The 16,280-nt window shown below is 51.8% G+C and carries 16 protein-coding genes and 1 riboswitch; of the genes, 7 read left to right on the top strand and 9 right to left on the bottom strand.

Features of this window, described 5'->3' with window-relative positions:
• Positions 1–18: 18 nt before the first annotated feature.
• A complete protein-coding gene (locus tag AC3CB2_RS00665; protein ID WP_054784414.1) occupies positions 19–1,446 on the bottom strand; it encodes an EAL domain-containing protein in 1,428 nt (475 codons plus the stop codon).
• A 425-nt stretch (positions 1,447–1,871) separates the two neighbouring features.
• Between AC3CB2_RS00665 and AC3CB2_RS00660 the strand changes: the two genes are divergently transcribed.
• The 4 genes from AC3CB2_RS00660 to groL all read left to right on the top strand — a co-directional run bounded on the left by AC3CB2_RS00660 (position 1,872) and on the right by groL (position 6,407).
• Positions 1,872–3,278, top strand: coding sequence for a sigma-54-dependent transcriptional regulator (locus tag AC3CB2_RS00660; RefSeq protein WP_352931549.1), 1,407 nt, complete (start codon positions 1,872–1,874; stop codon positions 3,276–3,278).
• A 174-nt stretch (positions 3,279–3,452) separates the two neighbouring features.
• Positions 3,453–4,025 (top strand): hypothetical protein, encoded by a 573-nt coding sequence (locus tag AC3CB2_RS00655; RefSeq protein WP_352931551.1) that lies wholly within the window; start codon positions 3,453–3,455, stop codon positions 4,023–4,025.
• Between the two features lie 378 nt (positions 4,026–4,403).
• Positions 4,404–4,691, top strand: a complete 288-nt coding sequence (gene groES / locus AC3CB2_RS00650; protein WP_008552275.1) for a co-chaperone GroES — start codon at positions 4,404–4,406, stop codon at positions 4,689–4,691.
• Between the two features lie 63 nt (positions 4,692–4,754).
• Positions 4,755–6,407: a chaperonin GroEL gene (gene groL, locus AC3CB2_RS00645; RefSeq protein ID WP_008552213.1), complete on the top strand. Its 1,653-nt coding sequence runs from the start codon at positions 4,755–4,757 to the stop codon at positions 6,405–6,407.
• Positions 6,408–7,405: 998 nt separating this feature from the next.
• Here the strand turns inward: groL and AC3CB2_RS00640 are convergent.
• Positions 7,406–8,794, bottom strand: coding sequence for a sugar porter family MFS transporter (locus AC3CB2_RS00640; RefSeq protein WP_352931553.1), 1,389 nt, complete (start codon positions 8,792–8,794; stop codon positions 7,406–7,408).
• Positions 8,795–9,077: 283 nt separating this feature from the next.
• Here AC3CB2_RS00640 and AC3CB2_RS00635 point away from each other — a divergent pair, with 283 nt between their 5' ends.
• Positions 9,078–9,545: a GNAT family N-acetyltransferase gene (locus tag AC3CB2_RS00635; protein WP_008552220.1), complete on the top strand. Its 468-nt coding sequence runs from the start codon at positions 9,078–9,080 to the stop codon at positions 9,543–9,545.
• Positions 9,546–9,549: 4 nt separating this feature from the next.
• Here the strand turns inward: AC3CB2_RS00635 and AC3CB2_RS00630 are convergent, their stop codons facing one another.
• On the bottom strand, positions 9,550–10,095 hold the full coding sequence (locus AC3CB2_RS00630) for a hypothetical protein (protein WP_352931555.1): 546 nt from the start codon (positions 10,093–10,095) through the stop codon (positions 9,550–9,552).
• A 199-nt stretch (positions 10,096–10,294) separates the two neighbouring features.
• Between AC3CB2_RS00630 and msrA the strand changes: the two genes are divergently transcribed.
• Positions 10,295–10,924 carry a peptide-methionine (S)-S-oxide reductase MsrA gene (gene msrA / locus AC3CB2_RS00625; protein WP_014284252.1) on the top strand — a complete coding sequence of 210 codons (630 nt, stop codon included), beginning with the start codon at positions 10,295–10,297 and terminating at the stop codon, positions 10,922–10,924.
• 60 nt (positions 10,925–10,984) lie between these two features.
• Here msrA and AC3CB2_RS00620 read toward each other — a convergent pair whose 3' ends face one another.
• Entirely contained in the window at positions 10,985–12,229 is a 1,245-nt protein-coding gene (locus AC3CB2_RS00620; protein ID WP_352931557.1) for a PQQ-dependent sugar dehydrogenase, read from the bottom strand.
• Positions 12,230–12,513: 284 nt separating this feature from the next.
• Positions 12,514–12,644: riboswitch (SAM-I-IV-variant riboswitch) on the top strand.
• A gap of 47 nt (positions 12,645–12,691) precedes the next feature.
• Between AC3CB2_RS00620 and AC3CB2_RS00615 the strand changes: the two genes are divergently transcribed.
• Positions 12,692–13,072: a hypothetical protein gene (locus AC3CB2_RS00615; RefSeq protein WP_008552208.1), complete on the top strand. Its 381-nt coding sequence runs from the start codon at positions 12,692–12,694 to the stop codon at positions 13,070–13,072.
• A 30-nt stretch (positions 13,073–13,102) separates the two neighbouring features.
• Here the strand turns inward: AC3CB2_RS00615 and AC3CB2_RS00610 are convergent, their stop codons facing one another.
• From AC3CB2_RS00610 to AC3CB2_RS00590, 5 genes are all read right to left on the bottom strand, one after another.
• A complete protein-coding gene (locus tag AC3CB2_RS00610) occupies positions 13,103–13,552 on the bottom strand; it encodes a group III truncated hemoglobin (protein WP_352931558.1) in 450 nt (149 codons plus the stop codon).
• A 32-nt stretch (positions 13,553–13,584) separates the two neighbouring features.
• The gene (locus tag AC3CB2_RS00605; protein ID WP_008552238.1) at positions 13,585–14,013 is read right to left on the bottom strand and encodes an acyl-CoA thioesterase; all 429 of its coding nucleotides are present in this window, start codon (positions 14,011–14,013) and stop codon (positions 13,585–13,587) included.
• 59 nt (positions 14,014–14,072) lie between these two features.
• Positions 14,073–14,486 carry a group III truncated hemoglobin gene (locus AC3CB2_RS00600; RefSeq protein ID WP_008552085.1) on the bottom strand — a complete coding sequence of 138 codons (414 nt, stop codon included), beginning with the start codon at positions 14,484–14,486 and terminating at the stop codon, positions 14,073–14,075.
• A gap of 80 nt (positions 14,487–14,566) precedes the next feature.
• The gene (locus AC3CB2_RS00595) at positions 14,567–15,256 is read right to left on the bottom strand and encodes a Crp/Fnr family transcriptional regulator (RefSeq protein ID WP_008552228.1); all 690 of its coding nucleotides are present in this window, start codon (positions 15,254–15,256) and stop codon (positions 14,567–14,569) included.
• 219 nt (positions 15,257–15,475) lie between these two features.
• Positions 15,476–16,273 (bottom strand): ChbG/HpnK family deacetylase, encoded by a 798-nt coding sequence (locus AC3CB2_RS00590; RefSeq protein ID WP_352931559.1) that lies wholly within the window; start codon positions 16,271–16,273, stop codon positions 15,476–15,478.
• Positions 16,274–16,280 lie beyond the last annotated feature (7 nt).

Here is a 16,280-nt window from a genome sequence, read left to right as displayed (position 1 = left end):
CAGGCGAGTTGATGAAAATCAGCTCGCCTCTCTTTTTAATGGGCGTGGGTTTGGAGCCCCCTGCAGAACATCTGCACGTACCGGACGAGGTGGTGAGAATAGGAAGCCCTGTGCACAGCGGACGTCCATTTCCAGCAGCTCCAGTACAGCGCTTTCACTTTCCACGTGATCCACGATCAGCTCAATGCCATAGCGCTGTAATAGGCTGCCAAAGTCTGCCGGGTGGATGTTGCTCTTGGCCAGATCATCTTCATGCAACAGCAAGCGGGATGCGTGCAGCTTGGCAAAGCGGAAGCCTCGATCTGCCAGTGCGCGGAAGTCCATGCGCAGATCTGTGATGCGGTCTACGGAGAAGCGGAAGCCCAGTTCTGCAAGTGCTGCGAGGCTTTCGTACTCAATCGCGCTCATGACAGCGACATCGGCCTGCGAGAACTCAAAGATCAGCAGGTCAGAGTACGTGTCGTTGGCGCGCACAAACTCCAGGAAGCCCGGGAAGAAGTTTTCATCCATGAGCGTGCTTGGTGACAGATTGCAGAACAGGCCTGCTTCTCTGTTGCGTGTTGCCAAGCGCTTGAGGATCTGGAGAGAACGGAACAGCAGGATGTTGTCGATCGCTGGCATCTGGCCGGTACGATCAGCTTCCTGCAGAAACTCAATTGGCTCCAGCGTGTCCCCATTGGCTTTGCGCAGACGGGTCAACGCTTCGTAGTAGCGGACGCGGCGCTGCGGCAAAGTCACGATTGGCTGGAGGTACAGATCCACCCTGCCCGCTTCGATGCTGGCGCGAATTTCCTCAGCTAGTGCTGCATTTGGATGATGCATACGCGGTGCGGCCGGACGCTTCATCTCTGGTGCGCGGGTTTCAGCAAATGTTTCTTGCGGTGAGGCCATTGGCTTGCTTGCTGCACTCGCAAAGGCAGCAGCTGCCTGACTTGCCAGATCGACAGATGGTTCCTTGGCTACCGTCGCTTGAGGAGATGCCAGACGCTGCGCTGGTTGAGGCTGCAGCATGGCCTGTTTGGTGCGCTGGTCCTCAATTGCAATGCCCTGATCCTCGATGCGGGTTTCCATATCCGCCATGGCTTCCGCCATCTGCTTTACGAGGGAGCCAATGACTTCGACCTCTGCGAACAGCGGATCAATCTCTTCACGGGTACGGCGCGGGATGTTGTGTTCGACACCGGTGAGACGGCCTTCGAGATTTCCAACATCATCATCGATGACCGCGATACGCTCTTCCAAGCGATTAACGGCTTCAGATACAGCGGATTTTTCCTGAGAGCGGGTCAGCATGAAATGGATGAAGATCATGGTGCACATCGCCGTGAAAGAAACGGTGATGGCTTCGCCAACGGGACGCGCAAAAAGATAGACCATCACTGTGCCGCAAGAGGCTGCAATGGCCGAAATAGAAAACAAAATGGAAATGTTCGCCAAGCGCGTCATAACCTCAAGAGTACCTGTTGGTCCGAATCAGAGAATACATACCTGAATTTTGCCGCATTTACCGAGGCCCTTCGAACCCTATACCCATCATATTTCTAGGGAAAACCCGTGTTGTCCCCGCAAGAATGACAATCAAGCTACATATATCATCAATGCATACGATTTTCGTCATAATCACGAGCTGAACTTGGGTGTGTGATTCCGCCTCATGGTGAATTTTATCAGGCGAGAAAGTTGCCTGAAGCGTTCTGGGCAGTAGAAATTAACTGCATAATGCAACCAACCTCAAAAACGAAAAGGGTTTGTTTACCCTGTTTGCACAAACTCAGGGTGTCGAATGATTTTCGACCTGATGTATTGATTTTTGAGGTTGCCTGCCAATGGGATCCCCCAAAGCTAACAATAGGTTTTTGAACGCCTGTGTCGTGGACACCAATCGCACAGAGGCTCGCAAAACCAGCAGCGCTTTGTCGAAGTACGTGACCAGCGGACAACCTGCGCATATTCTTTCCAGCAAAGAGCATGCGGTCGCTTTTCTGCGGCATACCCCAATCAATATCGTTATTGTCGACCTTGAATGCATTGGCGGAGAAGCTGAGCTTTCAGAGATCGTTGCTGCCGTTCCACGCGCGGTGTTGATCGCTGTGAGCGCCAAAGGTTCTGTGAGCCGTGCCATGAATGCTATGCGCAACGGTGCGCATGACTTTTTGACCAAGCCTTACACCAGCGAAATGCTTCTGGAGAAGCTTGAGGCGCACCTCGGTGTCTTCAAATCCACTGCACCATCGCCGTCCGTGACAGCATCTACTGGTTCGGATGCGATTGTCTCTGGTGAAGCATCGGGCACCTCCTCTCAGTTTGAAGGGTTTGTTGGCTCTTCCAACCGTATGCAGAGCGTTTATGCGCAGATCAAACGGATGGCGACATCCAGTGCGCCGGCGTTCATTACCGGGGAATCAGGTACAGGCAAGGAACTGTGTGCACAGGCGCTTCACGCCAGATCTGCGCGGAAATCTGGGCCTTTTGTCGCAATCAACTGTGGAGCGATTCCAGCCAATCTGATGGAGTCTGAAATCTTCGGTCACGCACGTGGTGCCTTTACCGGAGCAGATGAAGCCAGAGCCGGTGCGGCCGAGCTTGCCGACGGTGGAACGCTGTTCCTGGATGAGATCGGTGAGATGGAACTTTGCCTGCAGAGCAAGCTGCTGCGCTTCCTGCAAACCGGCTCTATTCAGCGCGTTGGCGAGCATAAGACTCGTTCGCTGGATTTGCGCGTGATCTGTGCGACGAACAGAGATCCGAAGACTGAAATTGCAGCTGGTCGCTTCCGTGAAGATCTGTTTTATCGCCTTCATGTATTGCCGATCCGTTTGCCAGCTCTTCGTGAGCGCCGGGAGGATATTCCGTCCCTCGCCCTCACCTTCCTGAAGAAGTATGCAGAAGAGGAAAACCGCAGATTTCAGCGCTTTTCAACGTATGCTGAAGCACTTCTGCTCCAACATAACTGGCCAGGCAACGTGCGCGAGCTGGAGAATGTCATTCGCCAGCTTGTGGTGATGAATGACGGCGATGAAGTCACCGAACTCATGCTTTCCCCGTTGCTGCGTGAGCAGACTGTGCCAGTACTCTCCGAGATCGCCTTTGGCACTGCTGAACCAGCCCCAAGCATGGGTCGTTCCATCGAGCCGCTCTGGTTCCAGGAGAAGCAGATTATCGAGACGACGCTGGAGACGTTTGACGGCAATATTGCGCTTGCTGCAGCGGCGCTGGAAATCAGCCCTTCTACCATTTATCGCAAGAAGCAGTCCTGGGCTGAGCGCGCCAACGCGTGATGGTTTGCGTGGTAATTGCTTAACCATTGCATGAGGAATGTCTTCACGACGCATATCTAAGCTGCCTCAGGAATTGGGGCAGTATTGTCTCCCTTAGATTTAAGAGTTATACCACCGCCAAGAATCAGGTGAGTGCCGCAGATTTTGTGTTCTGCTGGCTCTAGGGGGCTAAGAATGCCATTTACAGTGAAAGGGATGTCAGCTGCAAAAGCTGCGACCTGTTCCATCTTTGCGGTTGCTTTGTTGGGTAGCGCCGCATCTGCTGAAGAAGCGACGGCGCTGAGCGCTGACTTTAAAGCTGCACAAGATGCATATGCCGTTGCCTGGCAGCAGCAGCCACTCGCTTTTACCGCAGCTAAATTCATTGCAATGCCAGCCGAGAGTTACGGTTCTTACACGCCTTTGGAAACTGCCGAGTTCCAGAGCGGAGATCCGTTGACCGTTTATGCTGAGCCTGTTGGCTTTTCCTACAAGGAGACCGGCGGCAAGTATGCGATTGATCTGAGCGTGGATTTTGAACTGCGCAACACCACTGGTCAGGTACTGGCATCTCAGGACGGGTTCACCACCCTGCATTCTGAAAGCTTCAACCAGATCCGTGAGTATCAGACTTCCCTCAGCTTCAACCTGACTGGCTTGCAGACAGGTGAGTATGTGCTGAAGGTTCGGTTTAATGACGAAAACTCTGATAAGTCCGGCAGCTTTGAGCTTCCGTTCTCCATGACAGAGGCAGCTCTTCAGAACTGATTGGCTTAAGCCTTACACAGACCATTCAAAAGCTGGCTTTGATCTTGAAGCCGGCTTTTCTTTTGCCTGATTCCGGGTTCCTGCGAACTTTCCCTATGCGACAGTCCATTGGTCTAATCTGGGTTGAACTTGCACCCAGCTTACCCCCAAATTCTCGCAGTATTCCTATATTTTTTGCCGTTCAGATTATTTTTTTGCTGCTCTCTCCTTGACTATACAGAGGCGTGAAACTACATCATTTCCCGGTTGTTAGCACTCTGCCTTTGGGAGTGCTAATCACTGTGGGGCCGCAAGGTTTCACCCACTCTCAAAGTTTTTAACCTTCGCGTCCGGGCGTTGCCTAAAAGGGACGCTCGCGTATGAGAGGAAGAGCCAATTATGAAGTTTCGTCCGCTACACGACCGTGTTGTCGTTCGCCGTATCGAGTCTGAAGAAAAGACTGCTGGTGGCATCATCATCCCTGACACTGCAAAAGAAAAGCCACAGGAAGGCGAAGTAGTTGCAGTAGGTCCTGGCGCACGCAAGGACAACGGTGAGCTGATCGCTATCGACCTTAAAGCTGGCGACCGCGTTCTGTTCGGCAAATGGTCCGGTACTGAAGTTAAGATCGACGGTGAAGACCTGCTGATCATGAAGGAATCCGACATCATGGGCGTTCTGGCTTAATTAAAGCCATCGAGCAAACCCTCGTTCCTTCTGTAATTACAAGAATTTAAGTGAGACAAACAAATGGCTGCAAAAGAAGTCAAGTTCGGTTCTGACGCTCGTGAGAAGATGCTTAAAGGCGTCGACATTCTTGCAAACGCTGTAAAAGTTACCCTCGGCCCTAAAGGTCGTAACGTTGTTCTGGATAAAGCATTCGGCGCACCACGCATCACCAAAGACGGTGTTTCTGTTGCGAAGGAAATCGAACTTGAAGATAAGTTCGAAAACATGGGCGCACAGATGGTGCGTGAAGTTGCTTCCAAAACCAACGACATCGCTGGTGACGGTACAACCACTGCGACTGTTCTGGCGCAGGCTATCGTTAAAGAAGGTGCTAAGTTCGTTGCTGCTGGCATGAACCCAATGGACCTGAAGCGCGGCGTTGACATGGCAACTGCTGCTGCTGTTGCAGACCTGACTGCACGTTCCAAGACCATTTCTTCTTCTGACGAAGTTGCACAGGTTGGCACCATCTCCGCTAACGGCGACACTCAGATCGGTGCAGACATTGCTGAAGCAATGCAGCGCGTTGGCAACGAAGGTGTTATCACCGTTGAAGAAGCTAAGTCCCTTGAGACTGAGCTTGAAGTTGTTGAAGGTATGCAGTTCGACCGCGGTTACCTTTCTCCATACTTCGTCACCAACGCTGAAAAGATGATTGCTGACCTGGAAAAGCCACTCATTCTCCTGCACGAGAAGAAGCTTTCCAACCTGCAGCCAATGCTTCCAATCCTGGAAAGCGCTGTTCAGTCTTCCCGTCCACTGCTGATCATTGCAGAAGACGTTGAAGGTGAAGCACTTGCAACTCTCGTAGTGAACAAGCTGCGCGGTGGCCTGAAAATCGCTGCTGTTAAAGCTCCTGGCTTCGGTGACCGTCGTAAGGCAATGCTCGAAGACATCGCAATCCTGACTGGTGGTACCGTGATCTCTGAAGATCTGGGCATCAAGCTGGAAAACGTAACCATCGACATGCTCGGCACTGCAGACAAGGTGAACATCTCCAAAGAGAACACCACCATTGTTGACGGCGCTGGCGATAAAGCTGACATCGAAGCACGCGTTGCTCAGATCAAAGCTCAGATCGAAGAAACCTCTTCCGACTACGACCGTGAAAAGCTGCAGGAACGTCTTGCTAAGCTTGCTGGCGGTGTTGCAGTTATCCGCGTTGGCGGTGCAACCGAAGTAGAAGTTAAAGAGAAAAAAGACCGCATCGACGACGCTCTGAACGCGACCCGCGCTGCTGTTGAAGAAGGTATCGTACCAGGTGGTGGTACTGCTCTGCTGCGCGCTAAAGCTGCTGTTGAGAAAGTATCTTCCGAGAACGTTGACATTGAAGCTGGTATCAAGATCGTTCTGCGCGCTCTTGAAGCTCCACTGCGCCAGATCGCTGAAAACTCCGGCGTTGAAGGTTCCATCGTTGTTGGCAAGATTCAGGACAACATTGCTGATGAGACCTTCGGTTTCAACGCTCAGTCTGAAGAATACGTCAACATGATCGAAGCTGGTATCATCGACCCAACTAAGGTTGTTCGTACCGCTCTTCAGGACGCAGCATCCGTTTCCGGCCTGCTGATCACCACTGAAGCAATGGTTGCTGAACTTCCTAAGAAAGACGCTGGCCCAGCAATGCCTCCAATGGACGGCGGCATGGGTGGCATGGGTGGCATGGGCTTCTAAGCCAAACCCTCATAAGTCTATGAGAATTAGGGCGTCCCTTGGGGCGCCCTTTTTTGTTGCCAGACCTGCCGTAAAACTAATGCGCTGCTATAAAACTGTGTTTTCTCAAAGCAGCCTTTAAAGACCACAAGCTAACCGGAAACCACACAATAAGACCAGCTAGGCCACCTGCTGCCTCTCCAGTAGAGAACCCGAAGATTCCTGCCAGTAAACCTGCAATGAAACCCGCGACGAACCCTGCGAGAATCCCCACCACAAGAGAACGCCACAAGAAACTCCACCAAATAGGCAAAATATCTGCATATGACATAATATCACCACCACATTAAAATGTATTCATCGAGCTAGAAAAATCATATTTACGCAACCTATGAATGACTTTACCTCGCATGGCAGATGCTATTAATCGATCACAATGGCAACAATACTCAAATTTATTAATTAAGACACTGAACCTCCCCCAATTTACTTGTTATCATCCAGAATCTTATCCCCCTCTCCTCTGTCTCCTGCATACTTATCTCATGTTCACGTAAACGGGCAGCTGGCGGACCGACCGTCAGTGCGGCGTGGGCTGGGCGGGGCTACCGGGTGAAGTAACGCATCATCTGGCGGGTCCGTTGAAACACCCCTTGAAAGTCTTTAGTGCAGGGACCAAGCGGAAGCTGGTCACCCGATGGGCGTCTACACTGGCAGCTGCAGCTGTCATGGACAGGTCAAACTGTTCCAGATAGCAACTGCTCAGAGGGGGAGGTTCTGATCAAAGCTTTATGTTTTGTGAGGGCTGATCCTGATGGGTAGGCACCTGCTCCCAATGCCTTTCGGTGGAGATCTTGTTTCATACAAAAACGCCCGGGCGAGGCGAGCAGCCAATGCCGAAGAAACTCACCTACTTACAATGCGCAGGCATTGCCTGCTTGCCTTGCTCACCCCGTTCTTCGGGGACTTAACTTCCCCACTGCATGACAGGTCATGCGGTGCTTTTGGTGCTTGTTGTTTTATTCTCCTGCCACAGAGCCCTCAGCGGACGCTCCCCCGCGTTTATGGAAGAGGTCGTAGATATCCTCCAGTGAGACGCCTTTGGTCTCTGGTGCGCGGCGTACGGCATACACAGTGCCGATACAGCAGCAGATGCCGAAGAAGAGAAAGATCTCTGTGATGGAGAAGAGCTGATTGAACTTGGGGAAGACAAACACCACCAGGAAGGTGAAGACCCAGTTCACCGTCACCGCGACGACCATTCCCTTAGCCCTCAGATAATTCGGGAAGACCTCTGACATATAGACCCATGGTAATGGCCCCATGGAGAGGGAGTACGAGATTACATAGAGGCACAGGCCTGTGACAGAAAGAGCCGTGCCGATGCCATCGCCCATGATGAAACCGCCAACGATCAGGAACTGGGAGAAGGCGCAGGCGGGTAAGCCGTAGACCATGAGTGGGCGGCGACCGACTCGGTCAATCAGAAGCAGGCTCGCCGCAGCGGCCAGCGCCAAGGCAGAGCCGAGCCCCACGGTTGCAGACAGACGACTGGCCTCAGCTGAAAAGCCGAGGTCACCGAACAGTTCCGGCGCGTAGAGGATGACGGCGTTGATGCCACTGAGCTGCTGAAACAGGAAAGTGAAGACACAGAAGCTGGTAATAGGACGATTGCGTGGGTTTATGAGGTCCAGCCAGCCGCCCTTTTGGTCTGCGACTTCGGCAAGGTCCTCTTCGATGCGCTTGACGTTACCTTTGACCCACTCAACGGTTCGATTTGGCTCGATCTTTTCAAAGACCGCTTCCGCCTCAGCAGAGCGGTTTGCCATGACCAGCCATCTTGGGCTTTCGGGAGCGCTCCAGATGCCGAAGAGCAGCAGTGCGGCCGGAATTGCGGAGAGGAGGAACATGAACTGCCAGCGGTTGATGATTTCAGCGGTGTAGCCGAGATCCAGCGTTACCAGATTGGTGAGGTAACCGATCAGTACGCCGAAAGAGATCATGAACTGGAACGCACCCAGCATTCGGCCCCGGATTTTACGCGGTGCGATCTCGGATACGTATTGCGGGCCAGCCATGGAGGACAGGCCGATCCCCATACCAATGAGAGAACGAGCGAATGTGAGGATGAAAAGGTCTTGTGCGACACCAGACAAGCCCGCACCGGTGATGAAGAACAAGGCTGCGATCATGACAGTTGATCGCCTGCCGAACCTGTCACTGAGGTAGGAGCTCAGGTAAGCGCCGATGAGACCGCCAATGGACAGGGACGCAACCAACAGGCCTCCCCAATACGCAGAGAACGCAAACTCCGCTTTGATTGGCTGATACGCGCCCGCAATGACGCCCTCGTTGTAGCCATAGAGCAACCCACAGAGCACCGCGATACACGCCAGGAGGATAATCATGCGCAATCCTTTTCAAGAGTAACGCAGAGTATAGGTGACGGTCTCTAACCAACCGGAGGATTTGCAGCTCTGAATTGAATTGGTTTTCGAAAGGCCCCAATAACACTTCGCCATCTCACGGCAAGCTTTGGAGGTTACCAGACAGATGACTGCTGCTGATCAGCGCCTGTTAGAAATCACAGTATTGCGCTTTGCGGTGTATTTGCCTTCGATTAAGCTCAGTGATGCATGATCAGCGCAGGATATTTTGAAGCGCTCCCCTTTTTGCCAACCAGGACTTACCATGATTGTTCTTCAGGACTTCCCCGCCGACCGCTTTGATGAGTTTCAGATTATTTCCATCTCTGAATATGCGCAGGACCTGATGGCCAATCGCAAGATGGATGAGCAGGCTGCCCTGAAGAAAGCCAAGGAGAGCCTGGAGCAAGCCTTTCCTGCTGGCAAAAGCAATGAGCGTAACAAGCTGCTAAGCATCCTCAACAAGACCAAAGGGCGCGAAGTTGAGGTTGGCTTTCTTTGGTACACGCTTCACGATGACGGCTCCGCGTTCATCATGGATTTTCTGGTGTACTCGGAACATCGCGGCAAAGGCTATGCCTCCAAGGCGCTGCAAGTGCTGAAGACGATGTTTGAGGAACAGGGTCTTTCGCGGATAGGGCTTCGGGTCGCCCCAGACAACCACGGCGCAATCCGCACTTACTACAAGGCGGGCTTTAACGTGACAGGGTGGAACATGTCCTGCGAGCTGTAGTGCTCTAAACTTCGTTAGGTTGCGGCGATGGTTTCATCAAAGCAACCACAACAGAGTTTGCATCACCTTGGAAATAGATATCCCAAATAACTGGCGAATATCCTTTAATTGGCTTCTTGAAATTATAAGTTAGGAGGAGCCAATCCAAACTTGAAAACACCTTCTTATCGTTCTGTTTGACACTCAGGCAAAATCCAGACCTACCGCCCAGTCGCATTATCTTCACATCCAGAATTGCTTTTCTTAGAACTGAGCGTCTTAAGAAGAGAGAGCATAAAACGAACTCCTGCTCAGTGATCTTGAGGTAAGGCATTTTATTTACTCGGATCCGGAGTACCGAAACGATCAAGAAGAAAGGAAGACCGAGCAAGCACAAAAGCAACAAGTAACGATCGCCTCGACGCCTACTCTCTAACCCACTGAAGTCGAAAGACAACAGCTCGGGATTTTCAGTGACTAAGTAAAATAGACTTGCAAGCAAAACACCAGTAACAAGCGTGATCCCTAAAAAAAACTTCCATAACGAGGCGTGGTGAAACTCCAAGGGCATTCTAATATCCGAAAGATAGGTGCGCTACTTCTCCGAGCTTACGCTTTCATATGACAATCCGTTACTCAAGCTCTCAAATTGCTTAAACTTAGTGCTCTCAAGACCTGACGTTTTGTTGATGTGACTTCATTTCCGTTGTGCTCTGGCCGCTGCTAGGGTTTTGGCAATTCCAATGCATGACCTGATTTAAGGATCTGAGATGATTGCACGCAAAGCTGCGAAAGCCCTTGCCGTTCTTCCTTTGCTTTATGCTGTGAGCCAGCCTGCCCACGCTGCGAAAACCGAGACTGCCATTTTTGCAGGCGGTTGCTTCTGGTGCATCGAGTCTGATTTTGACAAGATCGATGGCGTTCTTGAGACCACCTCCGGCTACACCGGTGGCCGTACAGAGAACCCGACCTACAAGCAGGTTTCTGCTGGTGGCACAGGCCATATTGAAGCGCTGGAAGTGAAGTTTGATCCGGCGAAGGTGTCTTACGAAGAGCTGCTGACTGCTTTCTGGCATTCTGTTGATCCAACAGACGCTGGTGGCCAGTTCTGCGATCGCGGTGAAAGCTATCAGACAACCATCTTTGCAACCTCCCCTGCCCAGCTGAAGAAAGCGAAAGCTTCCAAGAAGGCACTTGAGAAGTCCGGTGAAACAAACCGTCCGATTGTAACGCCTATCCGCACCGCGTCCACGTTCTACGACGCAGAGGATTACCATCAGAATTACTATGAGAAGAACCCGATCCGCTACAAGTACTACCGCTATCGCTGTGGTCGTGACCAGCGCGTTAAAGAGGTTTGGGGACCGAATGCCTACAAAGGTATCCCCGGTGAGCACTAAGGGCTTACGATAGAAGATGAGAAGACCAGAGGGGTTCCTCTGGTCTTATTTGTTTTAGGCCTAGTTACCTTCGTAATACATGCGATAGATGCCGCCTGCAGAGTCATCTGAGATCAGCAGGGAACCATCGCCCAGCTCAACCACATCAACGGGGCGACCCAGATAGTCACCGCTGGCGTCAATCCAACCAGTTGCAACGATGCTGGGTTCTCCAGCTTCTTCCTGCGCGTTGATTGGAACGAAGACCACGCGGGCGCCAATGGGCACGGAACGATCCCATGAGCCATGCTGCGCGATGAAGACGCCGCCTTTGTACTCATCAGGGAACATATCCCCCTGATAGAACGTCATACCAAGACTGGCTGCATGCGCATCCAGCTCGACTTCAGGATCGACCACACCGCTTGGTACGGGCTCATCGATGTAGTGCGGGGTTCTAACGGTTCCACCGCCATACCATGGGAAGCCGTAGTTCTTGCCGGGTTCTGTGGCTTTGTTCAGCTCTTCAGGTGGAATGTCATCGCCCATGCCATCGACCTGATTGTCAGTGAACCAGAGGTTTCCGCTGTCTGGATGGAACTCCAGGCCTACGGAGTTTCTGATGCCAGTGGCGTAGACTTGGCGATCCATTCCATCGGTGGTGATGGAGATGATGCCGCCGATGCCGAGACTGTCATAGAGCTTCAGCTTCATCTTGGGCGGTACGTTGTAGGGCTGTCCAAGAGAGATGTAGATACGATCGTCCGGCCCCTGATCACATACACGGGCGGAGTGATTGTAGCTTTCTTCAGAAGGAGGAATGAGCATTCCCTGACCAACAAGCACCTTCACAGCAGGTTTGCCCTGCTCTTTGTTCTCTAAAGCATCTGGAAAGCTCAAAACGCGGTTTTGCTCGGCAAGGATCAGTGAGCCATCTTTGGTGAAGCAGACACCATTGGGGATGACAAAGGACTGATTTGGAGCAAACTGACGGACTTCAGCAGCTTTTTTGGTGTCTTCATCCTGCGTCACCACCCAGACTCGATCTGTGGTTGTGCCAACAAAAACAGTTTTACCATCTGGCGCGACTGCCATATGGCGCGCATCCGGCACAACGGCGTAAGGTTCGATGCGAAAGCCTGGAGGCATCACCACCACACCGGTGTTGCGGGCCAGAGTTTTCTGGTCGTCGGTGTCCTGCTCGACATACTCGGTAGCGACACCATCAACGGTTTCGGTTTTTGTTGCTGCTAATGAAGTGGTTAGCAGCAAAGCATAAGCGCACCCTGACAGGACTCCATAGAGAACAGGTTTCGTGGTGCACATGGGTTTTCCTCCATAACGGCCTAGAAATTTGACTGAGAAAAGTTATCGCATTATTCGGAATGTTCTGCTGAGTGAGCTGTCACTATGCGCTCATTCAAAGTCTGAGGAGAATACTCAGATATGACGGGAACTCGGTTTATAGAACCACAAAAATTGAAGATATTCACTTAGCGGAAGTTGCGTTTTGTGGTGCTAGAATACGACATAACGTAAGTTTGAAAGTGTGGACAAAGAACAAAGGAAAGGTGCCCACTTGCATTTGCCTCATTTTCGTGCCAAATCCTACGCATCATCAAGAGAAGGGCTGGCGCCCTCGCCAACCTGCCTAACCGGGCAAGGTGGTCTCCGCCGAAAGGGATGTGGTTTCGAACTGAGGACGTCGTCTTCATCATTCGTAACAACCAAGCGGTAGTTTCAATGGATTTTGCGCCAGTCCTCCTCGGGAAACCGATGGAGGATTTAATGTTTGATCTTGCTAGTCAGCCTCAGTCTGCATGGCAATCGTATGTATCTGAATATGTGCCTCAATCCTTGAGGGAAGCCGTCGCTCATCTTGCCGACGAGTTTACCGCTGCCTATCTGCTTGATTGTCTGATCCTGGAAAAAGGGCTGCGTAGCCGTCTGCTTTCCAACTCAACGCGTCAGGCCAACACTCCCCTCACCACAGAAGAGCGTTCTGATCGTTTTGCAGTTCTGCTGCGTTTGTGGGCTGAAGGATGCCATACGGTCGTTGATGAGCGTTTGTTCGCTGATACGGTGCGCCGGCGCCCTGACGAGCTGGAAGCGCTGCGTGAATACTTCAGACAAAACGCGCTTCGCTCGAAAAAGAAATTCCCGAGCTAAGCAAGCTGACCTATAATCAGTAAATGATGTTTAAGCGGCGCGCGTGCCAAACTTGGCAGGAGGCGTTGCAAACGGATCTGCAAACATTGCCAGCCAGAGGCTCTGAGCTATGCGCTGTGCAGTCGCCAGCAAAAGAGGTGCGGCTTCGGGAGAGAAGATCGCATGAACTTCTTCTTCAAACAGATCCATCCATTCATGGAAGTTCTCCGTGGTCACGCCTGTGATTTTTGCGTGAGCCGGAACCGGTTTGCCCTTGTATGATCCGGTCTTCAGCAAAACGGAGGCCCAGAAATGCTTCATCTTGTGCAGATGCGGCCCCCAGTCCTCGCCCATTTCTTTTAGGAAGATCGGCCCCAGCGTCTCATGCTGGCGTACTCTGCCATAAAAGCTTTCAACCAGCAGGTTGATCTGTGCTGGTGTGATGGAAGGATCAAGCGGTGTCCGTTCACGCGCTGACATAACGGGAATTTTGGATGACACAGCTTGTTTCCTCTTCCTGACCAGTGAGCTGATTAAGCGTTGTTGTACTTTGCACGCTGCTCTTCAGAGATCTCGATTGGCTTACCGTTATCATCCACGGCAACAAAGGTGAACTGAGCATTTGTCACCTTTTCGCGGTAACCAAAACGATGGCGCAATGCCCAGGCTTCGATTGCCAGCGTAATTGAGGTTCTGCCAACACGGAGGACACGGGAGTAAACACACATCACATCGCCGACTTTTACAGGGCGAATAAACGTCATACTGTCGATCGCAACAGTCACAACGCGCTCCATGGCGCACTGGCTTGCAGCAATACCAGCCGCAATATCCATTTGAGAGACTACCCAACCGCCGAAGATATCGCCAGATGCATTGGTGTCTGCCGGCATCGCCATTGTGCGTGTGGTCAGCTCACCTACTGGCTGCTCTTCTTCGACAGCGTCTCTTGTATCATTCATAGTTCTAAAGCTCCGTCGATCCATCAGGGGAAATGCTATGCATGGCGAAGCTCAACTACTCAAGAAGGGATCATCGCCATATGGAAGCAATCAACAACCTGGGTCGCACATTTCATGGTATTGGCCCGAGCGGTTTCAGCAACACATTCTTCGACGGCATTTTCGAATAAATTCAACCAGCTGGCAATATCATCACCGCATACCTGCTTTGCAGAACCGCGATACTTGCCAATTGGGCGACCGGAGTAGCTCTGGTCTTTCATGAGAGCGGAGCACCAGAAACGAACGGCCTGCGCTTCATAGTCTTCCCAGTCGCATTTCATGTTGCTCTGGTAGACGTTTGCCAGTGTATCATTCTGACGAAGTTTTTCTGAATGATTGGCGACCAGCGCACGGACCTGATCGTGTGTCAGGTCAGGGTGAACTGGAGTGCATTCGTCTAGTGGGCGAATGTCAAAGTGCTGATAAGTCATCTCGGTGTTTCAGGAGCCTTGCAGGGACAAAGCTCATGCCCTTGTTGTTACTTTGGGTCACTTTTACTCAAATACCGAGTTTAAAGCTCTGCGGCAGCTCGTAGCACCTCTGGCTTTTCGAGGCAGTAATATCCAGAGAGGCGACTGATTACGCCTTCGCGTTTCCAGACGTTGAGCACACGGCTCACGTTCTCACGGGCACCACCAGCCATATTGGCGATCTCTGCCTGAGAGATCTTGTAGTGCACGAGGATCTTATTGCTGTCGACCTTTTTGCCAAAGGTTTCAGAGAGTTGCAGCAGGGTCTGAGCAACGCGACCATTGAGCGGAAGGAAAGAACGAGCGGCAAGAGCATCGTTGGACCGGCGCAAGCGAGTCGCCACGATTTGCAGCATGTGGCGATACACAGCGGGGTTCTCATCCGCATAACGATAAAATGCAGCTTTGGAGATAAATGCAAGCTGACTCGGCTTCAGAGCAGTCACTGTGGCTGAACGTTCACTGCCATCAAGCAAGGCAATTTCACCAACCAGAGACCCCTGCCCCAAAACGGCCAGCAGCTGTTCACTGCCATCCAACGAGACAACGGAGACCTTCATGCTGCCTTCGATGATTGCGTAACATCCATTGCCCGGATCGCCAGCCTTGAAGAGAACTGCACCAGATTTCAATGACATAGGCTGGGCAATTTCAGAGAGACCATGTGCATGCTCCTCTGCCAAACCCGATAGTGAAAAGCTGTTTTGAAGGAGTTCTTTGAACTTTGTCATCTTGCCACAAGGTCCTGACGCGCCGTTGATTCAGTTTTTTAGTTTAAGCTGCATCAATATAATTGATGATTTTAATTAGGTCTATCATGCGGCCATTTTGTGACCGAAGTCACAGAGATATTCTTTAGTTTTAGGCAAATTAGGGGTGTTCATAAATACCCCAACGTTTATGGCAAATTCAAAAGGAACGATCTCTTCAACCGCAGGGAGAGATCGTTCTTAGAACAAGAAGATATCTTTTTCCATCAAAAGAAACGGAAATTCCTCACTAATCAGGAACTTGAGCTGGTTTTCACGAGACGAGCTCTGACGCATGTTTTTCTTTTTGACGGGTTGCGCCTGTTCTTCTGGATAAGACGGGCGACACAAGATCATCGCGGAATCCTGGGCTTCATTGATTCCATGCCAGAAGAAATCCCGCAGATCCGTATCCTCATCAGCCATCGGTAGATCTGGCCCGGAGAAAATTGTCTCCAACCCTGCTTTGATGGCGCGCTTTGCAATGGCATTGCCAGTTCTGGAAACTCCGGCAGGCAGCACAAGCGCAGGCTCCCGGCCTGTCATCATGCTGAGCACCGTGATCAGCGCAGAATGCACGGCTGGGTGTTTTGCCAGATTGCCCTGAATGGCAACGAAGGCTGGCGGGCGGGCATAGACCTCCTCGAACAGGTCCACTTGTGCCGCAATCTCGGCTGCAATCGCCTCCTCAGGCAGCATCTTCATGGGACTGCGGATTGCATACCACCAGTTTGCCGGGAAGGCATCTCCGAACACTGTGCGGCCAAAGTCAGTCAAAGGCGCTGCAGGTTTTGTGAGGGTCACTGTGAGGCCGACCATGGTTTCATGCTCGGCCCAGGCCACAACATCGCGGAGCTGATAGAACTCTCTTGACCACATCTCTCCGGTAACAACGCAACCGACGGCAGAGAGGCGGCCTGCGATAATCAAATCGCAGATCGCTCGATCAACTCCGTAGCTTTGCCCAAATTCCAGACTCGTCAAGAGGATGCGCTTCATCGCGCGG

The organism is Pseudovibrio sp. SCP20 (genome assembly GCF_057774105.1).
This window is presented reverse-complemented; position numbering and strand designations above follow the sequence as displayed.